This is a genomic window from Salinilacustrithrix flava, assembly GCF_041228405.1.
GTDB classification, from domain to species: domain Bacteria; phylum Actinomycetota; class Acidimicrobiia; order Acidimicrobiales; family Salinilacustritrichaceae; genus Salinilacustrithrix; species Salinilacustrithrix flava.
The window spans coordinates 1,038,808-1,051,322 of record NZ_CP133888.1; the positions used below are offsets into that span (position 1 = coordinate 1,038,808).

Annotated in this window: 12 protein-coding genes; 8 read left to right on the forward strand and 4 right to left on the reverse strand. The window is 72.6% G+C overall.

The window, feature by feature from the left end:
• The first annotated feature begins 10 nt into the window (after positions 1–10).
• Together RGQ06_RS05145 and RGQ06_RS05150 are read left to right on the forward strand one after the other, a co-directional pair.
• Positions 11–925: a TauD/TfdA dioxygenase family protein gene (locus RGQ06_RS05145; protein WP_432427635.1), complete on the forward strand. Its 915-nt coding sequence runs from the start codon at positions 11–13 to the stop codon at positions 923–925.
• Positions 926–934: 9 nt separating this feature from the next.
• Complete coding sequence (locus RGQ06_RS05150; RefSeq protein ID WP_432427634.1) at positions 935–1,747, forward strand: SDR family NAD(P)-dependent oxidoreductase; 813 nt, start codon at positions 935–937, stop codon at positions 1,745–1,747.
• A 16-nt stretch (positions 1,748–1,763) separates the two neighbouring features.
• Here RGQ06_RS05150 and surE read toward each other — a convergent pair whose 3' ends face one another.
• The 3 genes from surE to RGQ06_RS05165 all read right to left on the reverse strand — a co-directional run bounded on the left by surE (position 1,764) and on the right by RGQ06_RS05165 (position 3,857).
• Entirely contained in the window at positions 1,764–2,585 is an 822-nt protein-coding gene (gene surE / locus RGQ06_RS05155; protein ID WP_432427633.1) for a 5'/3'-nucleotidase SurE, read from the reverse strand.
• A 62-nt stretch (positions 2,586–2,647) separates the two neighbouring features.
• Positions 2,648–3,460 carry a hypothetical protein gene (locus RGQ06_RS05160; protein ID WP_432427632.1) on the reverse strand — a complete coding sequence of 271 codons (813 nt, stop codon included), beginning with the start codon at positions 3,458–3,460 and terminating at the stop codon, positions 2,648–2,650.
• Positions 3,417–3,857, reverse strand: coding sequence for a hypothetical protein (locus RGQ06_RS05165; RefSeq protein ID WP_432427631.1), 441 nt, complete (start codon positions 3,855–3,857; stop codon positions 3,417–3,419). Before RGQ06_RS05165 ends, RGQ06_RS05160 begins: the two co-directional genes overlap by 44 nt.
• A gap of 55 nt (positions 3,858–3,912) precedes the next feature.
• Here RGQ06_RS05165 and RGQ06_RS05170 point away from each other — a divergent pair, with 55 nt between their 5' ends.
• The 6 genes from RGQ06_RS05170 (at position 3,913) to RGQ06_RS05195 (ending at position 12,189) form a co-directional block, all read left to right on the forward strand.
• Positions 3,913–6,111, forward strand: coding sequence for a DPP IV N-terminal domain-containing protein (locus RGQ06_RS05170; protein ID WP_432427630.1), 2,199 nt, complete (start codon positions 3,913–3,915; stop codon positions 6,109–6,111).
• Between the two features lie 82 nt (positions 6,112–6,193).
• On the forward strand, positions 6,194–7,177 hold the full coding sequence (locus tag RGQ06_RS05175) for a TIGR03885 family FMN-dependent LLM class oxidoreductase (protein ID WP_432427629.1): 984 nt from the start codon (positions 6,194–6,196) through the stop codon (positions 7,175–7,177).
• Positions 7,174–8,847 (forward strand): alpha-amylase family protein, encoded by a 1,674-nt coding sequence (locus tag RGQ06_RS05180; RefSeq protein WP_432427628.1) that lies wholly within the window; start codon positions 7,174–7,176, stop codon positions 8,845–8,847. Before RGQ06_RS05175 ends, RGQ06_RS05180 begins: the two co-directional genes overlap by 4 nt.
• Before the next feature lie 58 nt (positions 8,848–8,905).
• Positions 8,906–10,657, forward strand: coding sequence for an N-acyl-D-amino-acid deacylase family protein (locus tag RGQ06_RS05185; RefSeq protein ID WP_432427627.1), 1,752 nt, complete (start codon positions 8,906–8,908; stop codon positions 10,655–10,657).
• An 87-nt stretch (positions 10,658–10,744) separates the two neighbouring features.
• Positions 10,745–11,998, forward strand: coding sequence for a cytochrome P450 (locus RGQ06_RS05190; RefSeq protein ID WP_432427626.1), 1,254 nt, complete (start codon positions 10,745–10,747; stop codon positions 11,996–11,998).
• Positions 11,995–12,189 (forward strand): ferredoxin, encoded by a 195-nt coding sequence (locus tag RGQ06_RS05195; protein ID WP_432427625.1) that lies wholly within the window; start codon positions 11,995–11,997, stop codon positions 12,187–12,189. The genes RGQ06_RS05190 and RGQ06_RS05195 overlap by 4 nt, the downstream gene beginning before the upstream one ends.
• 26 nt (positions 12,190–12,215) lie before the next feature.
• Here the strand turns inward: RGQ06_RS05195 and RGQ06_RS05200 are convergent, their stop codons facing one another.
• Entirely contained in the window at positions 12,216–12,509 is a 294-nt protein-coding gene (locus RGQ06_RS05200; RefSeq protein WP_432427624.1) for a ferredoxin, read from the reverse strand.
• Positions 12,510–12,515: the final 6 nt, after the last annotated feature.

Here is a 12,515-nt window from a genome sequence, read left to right on the forward strand (position 1 = left end):
GGAGCACCCGATGATCTTCGCCACCGATGCCGCCAACAACGAGGCCCGCAGCTACGACCACATCGAGGTGCGCCCCCTCGCCGGCGCCCTCGGTGCCGAGGTCTTCGGTCCCGGCGGCGCGCACCTCGACGTGACCCGGCTCGGCGACGACGCCCTGGCCGAGGTGCGCCAAGCCTCGGTCGACCACCTCGTCGTTTTCTTCCGGGACCAGTCACTGGACCTGGACTCGTTCTCCTCGTTCGCGTCCGGATGGGGCCCCTACGGCGACGACCCCTTCGTGGACGGGCTCGAGTCCCACCCCCACGTGGTGAAGGTGGTGAAGGAGGCCGACGAGAAGGTGCCGCTCGTCTTCGGCGGCGCGTGGCACTCGGACTGGTCCTTCCAGGCGGAGCCGCCGGCGTTCACGATCCTCTACGGCCACGACGTGCCCGACCACGGCGGCGACACCCTCTGGGCCAACCTCTACCTCGCCGCCCAGCACCTGTCCCCCGGGCTGCGATCCACCCTCGCCGGCCTGCGGGCCGTGCACTCGCCGCAGAAGGCCTACGGCGCCCAGGCCACGCACAACGAGCTCGTGGAGAACATGGCCATCCGCTACGGCGAGGACGCCCACCTGCGGCGGGCCCAGCCGATCCTGCGGCGGCACCCGGACTCCGGGCGCACGGCGCTCTTCGTCAACTGGGGCTACACGGAGTCCATCGAGGGCTGGTGGCCGGACGAGAGCCGGGCGCTGCTCGACCACCTCTTCGACGTCTCCCAGCACCCGGCGTACACGTGCCGGTTCCGCTGGCGACCGGGCTCGATCGCCGTCTGGGACAACCGGTGCACCCTGCACAACCCGATCGCCGACTACGCCGGCCAGCGCCGGGAGATGTGGCGGATCACCGTGCGCGGCGAGGAGCCGATCCCCGCGGAGCACCCGTAGCCTCGGGCCATGCCCATCCCGTCCCCCGCACCGGATCGCACCTGCATCGTCACGGGCGCCTCCTCGGGCATCGGCACCGAGATCGCACGCGTCCTGGCCTCCCGGGGCCACGGTGTCACCCTCGTCGCACGCCGCCTCGACCGCCTGGAGACCCTGGCCGGCCAGCTGGCCGAGCGCCACGACATCCGGGCCGAGGTCGTGGTGGCCGATCTGACCGAGCCGGCGCAGCGCCGCGCCGTCGTGGAGGCCGTTGCCGAGCGGGGGCTGACGCCCGAGGTCCTCGTCAACAACGCCGGCTTCTCCACCGTCGGACCCGTCGTCGACGTCGACCCCGGCCGCGAGATCCAGATGCTGCGCACCAACGTCGAGGCGGTCGACCACCTCTGCGCGCTCGTGGCGCCCGGCATGGTCGAGCGGGGCCGAGGCGCGATCCTCAACGTGGCATCGACCGCCTCCTACCAGCCGCTGCCCGGCCAGGCCGGGTACGCCGCCAGCAAGGCCTTCGTCCGCTCCTACACCACCTCCCTCGCCGGCGAGCTCGGCCCCCACGGGGTCACCGTCACCGCGCTGTGCCCGGGCCCGGTGCGCACCGAGTTCGGCCACGCGTCCGGCATGGACGACCTCGCCGACGGCAACCCCCTGCCCGAGGCCATGTGGGTCCCGGTCGAGGAGGTGGGCCGGATCGCGGTGGACGCCCTCGAGGACGGTCGCATGGTCAGCATCCCGGGCCCGCTCAACCGGCTCGGTGCGGCGATCGCCAACGTGGTGCCCCGCCAGGTCCTGGTGCCGGTGCTGGCCCGGGCCCACCCGTCGCTGCGGTGACGCCCGGTCGGCGACGTCAGCCGCCGGTCAGCCCGTCCAGCACCCCGTCGATGGCGGGGATCGTCGAGCCGGGCTCGTGGACGATGCGACTCAGGTAGCTGATCGACACCTCACCGGCCTCCACCGAGCCGCCATCGGTCTCGATCGGCAGCTCGACCGGGTCGCCCCACTCCATCGCCACCGTGAAGGTCTCCTCGTAGCCCTCGCGGGGCACGAGGGTGGCCGACGACATCGACCGCGGCGGGATCGCGCCCACCTCGGCGTGGCGCCAGGCGGTGATCTCCTCCAGCCCGACGTTGGGGACGTTGATGTTGACCACGAGGGGCGGCTCGGGCAGGTCGTCGATCAGCGCCTCGGTGACCCGGGCGGCGACCTCGGCTGCCGTGTCCCATCGCTGGTCCTGGATCATCTCGTCCCAGCCCTGGCCCTCGACGCCGAACCCGACCACGGACTGGCTCACGGCGACCCCGTTGAGCCCACCGTTGCGGGCCGTGATGGCGGCGCCGACCGTGCCCGAGTGGTAGATCGCCCGGCCGGTGTTGGCGCCCGGGTTGATGCCCGAGACGACCAGGTCGATGTCCCCGAAGCACCCGAACCGCGCGAAGTACACGCACAGGGCCGGCGGGCCGCTGACCGACCACGCCTCCGGGACGCCGTCGATGTGCTCCCGCTGCACCTCGGGCTGCATGAGGTGGAGGGTGCCGAGCGCGGCGCCGAAGCCCGAGTACTCCCGGTCGGGGGCGACGACCACGACGTCGCCGACCTCGGTGAGCCGGCGGGCGAGGACGTGCAGGCCGAGCGAGTCGATCCCGTCGTCGTTTGTCACGAGGATGCGCACCGCCTCCTTCTACCAGCCATGCGGTGGATCGACGATGGCCACGAGGTGGACGACCGGTGGCTTCAGCAGCCGCTCCCGCCCGGGGACGGACGATCGGGGATGCTGGTGTCCACGACCTCGATGTGCACGTGAGGCCAGGCCGGCGACGCCGTGTGGTCGTCGACCTGGGACGCGAACGGCAGCGGCGTGGGCCGGGGGGCGAGCACCGTGGCACCGGCCTCGACCCGCTGACCGGCCTGGACCTGCACGCCGTCGATGTGGAGGACCTTGACCTCCCAGCCGGGGCGGGCGTCGGGCTCGATGACGGCGAAGTCGTCGTCGTGCTCGCAGTAGAGGATGTAGCCGCCGGCCCGCTTCACGGTGCCCGTGACCGGCGAGCGGATCTCGGCGTCGGGGGCGACCACGACGTCCGCCGCGCTCCGCGAACCCGTGCCTCGGTCCCGCGTCTCGAGCTCGATCGGTCGGGCCGCGGACTCCGTGGGCGCCAGCTGGCGGGCGCCGTCGTGGTTGGACTCGTGGAACCCGACCGTCTCCACCTGCGCCGCGGGGTGGACGAGCACCACCTGGTCGACGGTGGCGAAGGGCGCGAACCCCGTGTCGACCAGGACTCGCGGGACCGCCGCCGTGGTGGGTGGGGCCGCCGTGGTCGGCGGCGCGGCGGTGGTGGCCGGCGCGAGGGTCGTCGGCACCGCCGTGGTCGTCGCCTCGACGGCGCGTTCGGCGGTCAGCGGTGCTGCACCGCCGGAGCGCTCGACCGCGATGTCGTCGCCGCCGCAGGCGGCGAGGGTGAGGCCGAGCACCAGCGCGAGCAGCCCCCGGAGGCGTCGGGGTTCAGTCGAGGCCAGGTCCCTGGCGGCGGTCGTCCGAAGGGCCATCCGCGTAGAGGTACTCGTCGTTCTCCGGGTTGTCCATCTCGGCCTTGGCGCCGGCGAAGAACACCGCGCCGATCGTGGCGCCGGCCGCGGCGCCGGCGACCCAGACGATGACCAGGCGGACGAAGAAGTCGAGATCGAGGATGTTGGCGAAGGCCAGGGGCGTCAGCAGCAGTGCACCGACCACCGCGCCGATGGCCGCGCCGGCGAACATGCCCTTGCCCATGGACGACGGGAGCGCCGGGGTGGTGGGCGTGCCGAGGAGCTCGTCGGTCTGCCCGGCCTGGGCGTCGCGTCGACGGCTCACCTCGGCCTGCGTCGCGGGTTCCACGACCTCGTTGCCGTGCTTGCTCGGATGGCGGGGATCCATCGGTGCGTCTCCTGGCTCGGGGTCTGCCATGTCGGGGTCCGTACCCCACCACCCGCCGGGGAAGACGCCCCGTAGGGTCGCGCCGATGCGTGCGCTGACCACCACCGACGTGGCCCGGCGGCCCGCGCCGGGCACCACCGCGCCGACGTCCGTCCGCTTCTCGCCCGACGGTCGCGCCGTGACCTACCTGCTCGCCGAGCCCGGCAGCCTCCACCAGTCGCTGCACGTCGTCGACGTCGATCGCGGCACGACGCGCCGCCTCCCGACGCCCGGCGCCGCGGTCGACGAGGCGACCGTCGGGCTCGAGGAGCGCCTGCGCCGGGAGCGGGCCCGTGAGCTGGCCGTCGGGGTGACCCGGTACCAGTGGGCCGACCGAGCCGACCGGGTGCTGGTGCCGATGGCCGACGGGCTGTGGCTGCTCGACGGCCTCGCCGGGGGCGAGGACCACCCGCCCCGCCTCGTGGTCCCGGCGGACGCCGTCGACGGCGCCATCCTGGACGCCCGGCTCTCCGCCGACGGCACCCTCGTCGGTTTCGTCGCCGGCGACGAGGTCCACGTCGCCGACGTCGAGGCCGCCTCGCCGCTGGCGGTCACCGCCGGGGCGGCGGGTACCGGGCGCACCAACGGGTTGGCCGAGTACGTGGCCCAGGAGGAGATGGGCCGGCCCGGGGGCTTCTGGTTCTCCCCGGACGGCGCCCACGTCGCGTTCTGCGAGGTCGACGAGACCCACATCCCCGTGTACCGCATCGTCCACCAGGGCAGCGACGAGGTCGGCGCCGGCGCGCAGGAGGACCACCGGTACCCCTTCGCCGGAGCGGCGAACGCGCTCGTGCGGGTGGGCGTCGTGCCCACCGACGGCAGCGGGGCGGCGTCGCCGGCCTGGCTCGACCTCGATGCCAGCGACATCGGCGGCGACCGCTACGTGGCTCGGGTCGACTGGGTCGACGACGAGGCCGTCGTGGTGCAGCTCCAGTCGCGCGACCAGCGCCGCCTCGACGTCGTCCGGTACGACGTGTCGGCAGCCCGGGACGGCACCGTGCCCGGCACGCTGCTCTGGACCGAGGCGTCGAACACCTGGATCAACCTCCACGACGTCCTCCGACCGCTGCCCGACGGGTCGCTGCTGTGGGCCAGCGAGCGGACCGGGTTCCGCCACCTCGAGGTGCGGGAGCCCGACGGCGGACTCCGCCACGTCCTGACCGAGGGCCACTGGGTGGTCACCGACGTCGTCGGGGTCGGCGCCGGGACGGTGTGGTTCCGCGCCACCGGAGCGTCGCCGCTCGAGCGCCACGTCCACCGCGTCGGCCTCGACGCCGGGCCGGTCGAGCGGCTCACCACCGAGGCCGGGGTCCACGGCGCGGTCGCCCATCCGGAGGCCGGCGCCTGGGTGCACACCACCTCGATTTCCGGCGCGCCGCCCCGGACGGTGCTCCACGCCGGCGACCGGACCCACGCCCTTCACGACTCCGCCGACGACCCCCGGGTCGACGAGCTCGCGCTCCGACCGCCGGCGCTGCGCACCGTCGACACCGAGCCGCTCGATGCCGGGGGCCCGCCGACCGAGCTGCACGCCGCGGTGTACCGCCCCGACGGGGAGGGGCCGTTCCCGACGGTGGTGTGGGTGTACGGCGGCCCGCACGCTCAGCTCGTCACCCGGTCCTGGGCCCCCACCGTCGCGCTGCGGGCCCAGCTCCTGCGCCAGGAGGGCTTCTGCGTCGCGGTGATCGACGGGCGGGGGTCCACCGACCGGGGCCTGGCCTTCGAGGGCGCGCTGCACCACCGCATGGGCACGGTGGAGGTCGACGACCAGGTCCGCCTCGTCGAGGCGCTGGTCGCCGAGGGCACGACGGACCCCGACCGCGTCGGCATCTACGGCTGGAGCTACGGCGGCTACCTGAGCGCGATGTGCCTCGCCCGGCGACCCGATGTGTTCCGCAGCGCGTGCGCCGGCGCACCCGTGACGTCCTGGGACGGCTACGACACGCACTACACCGAGCGATACATGGGCACGCCGGCCGGGAACCCCGACGGCTACCGCGGCGCGTCGGTGATGACCCACGTCGAGGGCATGCGGGATCGCCACCTGCTGCTCGTGCACGGCCTCATCGACGAGAACGTGCACTTCCGCCACACCGCTCGCCTCGTCAACGCGCTCGTCCACACCGACATCGACCACCGCCTGCTCCTGTACCCCGACGAGCGGCACATGCCCCGCCAGGAGGCCGACCGCGAGTCGATGGAGCACCGCATCCTCGAGTTCTTCCGGACCACCCTCGCCCTCTGAGGCGTTCGCACCCCCGTCGATGACCGGATCCGGTCACGAACGGAGGTGCGAAACCAAACGGGGCGGGGTACGGACGCCAGCCATGACACGAGTCGGGTTCCACGCGTCCCACGAGCAGCTGGCCCCCAGCGCCCTCCTCGACGCCGCCAAGCGGGCCGATCGGGCCGGCTTCGACGACGTGAGCTGCTCGGACCACATCGCCCCGTGGGGCGAGCGCCAGGGCCACTCGGGCTTCGCCTGGTCCTGGCTCGGCGCCGCCCTCGAGGCCACCTCGGGGCGCTGCGGCGTGGTGAACGCCCCGGTGCAGCGCTACCACCCGGCGATCATCGCCCACGCCATCGCCACCCTGGCCGAGATGTACCCGGGTCGGTTCTGGACCGCCCTCGGGTCGGGTGAGGCGCTGAACGAGCACATCACCGGCGAGCGATGGCCGGACAAGCCGACGCGGGACCGTCGCCTGCTCGAGTGCGTCGACATCATCAAGGCCCTGCTGGCCGGGGAGGAGGTCACCCACGACGGCCTCGTCACGGTCGACCGGGCCCGCCTGTGGGACCTGCCGTCGGAGCCGCCGATGCTCGTCGGCGCTGCGATCAGCGAGGCGACCGCTCGGACGGTCGGCGGCTGGGCGGACGCCCTCATCACGACCAACCAACCCCACGACGTGCTCCGGAAGGTCTTCGATGCGTTCCGCGAGGGCGGTGGCGACGGCAAGCCGATCTTCCTCCAGGTGCACCTGGCCTACGACCCCGACGAGGCCACCGCCGAGGCCGTGGCCCACGAGCAGTGGCGCACCAACGTGTTCGACTCCACCCTGGCCTGGAACCTCGAGATGCCGGCGCAGTTCGACGCCGCCGCCGTCCACGTCACCGCCGCCGACGTGCGGGAGAAGGTGCTCGTGTCGTCCGACGTCGGCCAGCACCTCACCTGGCTGCAGGAGTACGTGGAGCTCGGCGTCGACTCGCTCTGGCTCCACCACGTCGGCCAGACCCAGGACGCGTTCATCGACGCGTTCGCCGAGCACGTCCTGCCCTCCCTGCAGGCCGACGACGGAGGGAGCGACCGATGAGCGCCCCGCGCACCAGCGACCTGTGGTGGAAGAACGGGGTCATCTACTGCCTGGACGTCGAGACGTTCCTCGACACCGACGGCGACGGCACCGGCGACCTCCCCGGCCTCACCGACCGGGTCGACTACCTCGCCGGCATCGGGGTCACCTGCATCTGGCTGATGCCCTTCTACCCCTCCCCGAACCGGGACGACGGCTACGACATCACGGACTACTACTCGGTCGACGCGAGCCTCGGATCCCTCGGGGACCTCGTCGCGTTCATCCGCACGGCCAAGGACCGCGGCATGCGCGTCATCGTCGACCTGGTCGTGAACCACACCTCCGACCAGCACCCGTGGTTCCGCAGCGCCCGCCGCTCCAAGGCCAGCCCCTACCGGGACTGGTACGTGTGGGCCGAGGAGGAGCCGGAGCAGCCCCACGCCGAGAACGTCTTCCCCGACGCCGAGGACAGCATCTGGACCGAGGACGACAAGACCGGGGAGTGGTACCTGCACCACTTCTACTCCCACCAGCCCGACCTCAACATCGGCAACCCCGCCGTGCGCGAGGAGATCGCCAAGATCGCCGGATTCTGGCTCCAGGTCGGGGTCGACGGCTTCCGCGTCGACGCGGTGCCGTTCCTCATCGAGACCGAGGCCACCGATGCCGACGGCGAGCTGTCCCTCGATCCCCACGAGCTGATCCGCGATCTGCGCGCCTTCATGGCCCGGCGACGAGGCGACTCGGTGCTGCTCGGCGAGGTCAACCTGCCCCCGGACCAGCTGGTCGAGTTCTTCGGCGACGACGACGAGCTCGAGCTGCTCTTCGACTTCCCGCTCATGCAGGCCATGTACCTGGCCCTGGCCCGCTGCGACGCCGGTCCGATCCGGGGCGCGCTCGACGCCCGGCCGGAGATCCCCGAGGACGCCCAGTGGGCGATCTTCGTGCGCAACCACGACGAGCTCACCCTCGACCAGCTGAGCGAGGACGAGCGCCAGGAGGTGTTCGACGCCTTCGGCCCCGAGGAGCACATGCAGCTGTTCGGTCGCGGCCTGCGCCGGCGGCTCCCGCCGATGCTCGACGGCGACCAGGACCGCATCCGGATGGTGTACAGCCTGCTGTTCAGCCTCCCCGGCACGCCGGTGCTGTTCTACGGCGAGGAGATCGGCATGGGCGAGAACCTCGACATCGATGGCCGCCTGAGCGTGCGCACGCCGATGCAGTGGACCGACGGCAAGAACGCCGGGTTCTCCCCGGCAAGGCCGTCCCGCCTGGCCCGTCCCGTCCCCGACGGCCAGTTCGGTCCGCTGGCGGTCAACGTCGCAGACCAGCGCCGGCGGGCCGACTCCCTGCTCACCTGGATGGAGCGGATGATCCGCCGCCGGCGCGAGACGCCCGAGCTGGGCTGGGGCACGACGATGCTGCTCGACACCGGCGACGACGCCGTGCTCGCCCACCGCTGCGACTGGGAGCGCTCGGCCGTCGTCGCGATCCACAACCTGAGCCCGACCCCGCGCCTGCTGCGCATCGACCTGGGCCCGATGGAGGGCTGCGACCAGGTCGTCGATCTGCTCGATGCCGCCCAGCCGGTCCACGAGGTCGACGGCTCGACCATCGAGCTCACCCTGGCCGGCTACGCCCACCACTGGTTCCGCCTCCAGGACAGCGAGGGCTCCACCCCGCCGTAGGCCCGGGGCCGCCGGCCGAGGCTACGGTCGTTGCCAGGAACGACCTTCGGGGGACGACATGCACGACCTGGTGATCCGCAACGGCACGATCGTGGACGGGACGGGTGCGCCGCGACGGCGCGCCGACGTCGCCATCGACGGCGAGCGCATCGTGGCGGTGGGCGACGACGTCGGCGAGGGCCGGCGCACCATCGACGCCGACGGCATGGTCGTGACGCCCGGCTGGGTCGACATCCACACCCACTACGACGGCCAGGTCACCTGGGATTCGGACCTGGCACCGTCATCGGTGAACGGCGTGACGTCGATCGTCACCGGGAACTGCGGGGTCGGCTTCGCCCCCGCCCGACCCGACCGCCACGACTGGCTCATCTCGCTGCTCGAGGGCGTGGAGGACATCCCCGGCACCGCGCTGGCCGAGGGCCTCTCGTGGGGGTGGGAGACCTTCCCCGAGTACCTCGACGTGCTCGACCGCCACCGCTGGACCGTCGACGTCGGCACCCAGGTCCCCCACGCCGCGCTCCGCACCTACGTGATGGGCGCACGCGGCGCCGACCACACCGAGCGGGCGACGGCCGACGACATCGATGCCATGAGCCGGCTGTGCGAGGCCGGCATCCGCGCCGGCGCGCTCGGGTTCACGACCAGCCGCACGTGGGTGCACCGCACCAGCACGGGCGAGTCCATCGGCACGCTCACCGCCGCCACCGACGAGGTCCTCGGCATCGCGGATGCCCTCACCCGGGCCGGCACCGGCGTCATCCAGCTCATCTCCGACGCCTACCAGTCCGACGACGACGAGCTCGTCGCGCGGGAGCTCGAGCTGCTCGGCGAGCTGGCGCTGAAGGTGGGCCGACCGCTGTCGTTCACCGTCCAGCAGAACGACGACACCCCGGACCGCTTCCGGGAGCTGCTCACCGCCATCGGGAGCTGGGTCGAGGCCGGAGCCGACGCCAAGGCGCAGGTGGCCGTGCGACCCATCGGGGTGCTCCTCGGCCTCGACGCGTCGGCGAACCCCCTCCTCTTCGCCCCCACCTGGTCCCGGCTGCCGACCGACCGCGCCGCCCGCCTCGCCGAGCTGCGCACCCCTGAGGTGCGCGAGCGCCTGCGGGAGGAGCACGCGGCCGCCGCCGGGCACCTCCGTGGCTTCCCGCTGATCATCCACTCGGGCTGGGATCGCATGTACCCGCTGGCCGATCCGCCGGACTACGAGCCGACCCCCGAGCACAGCGTCGCCGGCCTCGCCGCCGCCCAGGGCCGCGAGCCCTTCGACGTGCTCTACGACCTGCTCACCGGTCCGGCCGCCACGGGCGACGGCTCCACGCTGCTGTACGTGCCGCTCATGAACTACGCCAACGGCAGCCTCGATGACGTCCACGAGATGCTGTCGTCGCCGCACGCCATGGTCGGCCTGTCCGACGCAGGCGCCCACTGCAACGCCATCTCCGACGGCACCATGCCGACCACGGCCATCACGCACTGGACCCGCGACCGCACCCGCGGCCCGAAGCTGAGCCTCGAGCACATGGTCCACCACCAGACCCAGCGCACCGCCGCCCACGTCGGCTGGCACGACCGCGGCGTGGTCGCACCCGGTTACCTGGCCGACCTCAACGTCATCGACCTCGACCGGCTCGCCCTGCGTCCGCCGCACCTCGCCGCCGACCTGCCCGCCGGCGGCACCCGGCTCCTGCAGGAGGCGATCGGCTACGTGGCCACCCTCAAGCGCGGCGTGCCGACCGTCGAGCACGGCGAGCTCACCGGCGAACGCCCGGGATCGCTCCAGCGAGGCCCCCAGCCGCGCACCTGACGGCTCTCCGTCGGCCGGTGTGGCCCGCGACACGTCGGACGCTACGATGCTCGATAACAACCGTTATCACCGGGGGAATACGACGAGATGACCGACACCGTGCCGGAGACCAAGCGCCAGCCCGTCGAGGACTGGGCCACGGACTTCGACCACACCCACCCGGACTACGCGGCGAACGCCCCGGAGATCTGGGACGACCTGCGCGAGCGCTGCCCGGTGGCCCACACCGAGCGCTTCGGGGGCGCCTGGCTGCCGACGAAGGCCGCCGACGTGCGCGCCATCGCCGAGGACACCGACCGGTTCTCGAGCCGCGGCATCATCATCAACGACTTCCGACCCGAGCTCGACATCGCGCCGCGGGGGTACGCCCCGCCGATCACGTCGGATCCGCCCTTCCACCAGGAGGCCCGCCGCCTCCTGCTGCCCCCCTTCTCCCCCAAGAAGATCGCGGAGTGGGAGCCCATGGCCCGGGCCTGCTGCCAGGAGCTCCTCGACGAGGTCGAGGCCGAGCTCACCGCCGGCGGCGACGTGGTCGACGCCGCGACCGCCTACGCGCAGGACATCCCGGTGCGGGTCATCGCCGCCATGCTCGGCCTGCCCGCGGAGGACGGCGACAAGTTCCGCATGTTCATCCACCGGATCCTCGAGACCCCCGGCCAGCACGAGGACATCGATCCGGGCGAGACCCTCGTCGCCTACCTGAGCGAGAAGATCCGGGAGCGCCGCGAGACCGGCGCCGACGGCGACGACCTCATCTCGTACCTGCTCACGGTCGAGGACCCCGACGGCAACCACCTGAGCGACGAGCACGTGTTCGGCACCATCGCCCTGCTGCTCATCGCCGGCATCGACACCACCTGGTCGGCCATCGGTGCCAGCCTCTGGCACCTGGCCCAGCACCCCGAGGACCGTCGCCGCTGGGTCGAGGACCCCGACGTGCGCCTGTTCGCCATCGAGGAGTTCCTCCGCTTCTACGCCCCGGTCACCATGGCCCGCCTGGCCGCCGAGGACACCGAGGTCGGCGGGTGCCCGGTCAAGAAGGAGGACTGGCTCCTGCTGTCCTTCCCGTCCTACAACCGCGATCCGGAGGCCTTCGAGCAGGCCGACGAGTTCGTCATCGACCGGGCCCGCAACCGCCACTCGGCCTTCGGCCTCGGCATCCACCGCTGCCTCGGCTCCAACCTGGCCCGCCTCGAGCTGACCGTGGCCATCGAGGAGTGGATGGAGCGCTTCCCCGACTTCGAGCTGGCCGACCCCGGCACCGTGCGGTGGTCCACCGGCCAGGTCCGTGGGCCCCGCTGCCTGCCGGTCCGCGTGCTCGGCCAGGAGGTCTCGGCGTGAAGATCATCTACGACCGCGACGCCTGCCAGGGCCACAACCGCTGCTACCAGCTCGCCCCCGAGCTCTTCGACGTCGACGAGGAGGGCTACGCCGTGCTGCTCGTCACCGGCGAGGTCCCCGCCGAGCTGGAGGAGAAGGCCAAGCTCTGCGCCGACAACTGCCCCGAGTTCGCCATCGAGGTCGAGGGCTGAATCCGGAGACGGATGCGAAGCATCCGTCAACCAACCCGGAGGTCGCCCTGCGACCGAGGGTTGGCGAGCTCGCCGAGGTCCGACTCGTCGATCTCGATGAAGATGCACTCGCCCGGGCACAGCTCGGCCGAGTCGACCACCCGCTGCTGGAAGTCCGGCGCCACGGGCACCATCGAGCCGGCGCCGCCGGGGTCGTTGCCGATGTCCATGCCGTCGCGCACGTAGGCGATGCCGTCCTCGAGGATCACGAAGATCTCCGGGCAGTGGTCGGTGCACAGGCCGTCGCCGGTACAGAGGTCCTGGTCGATCCACACGTGCACCCGGCC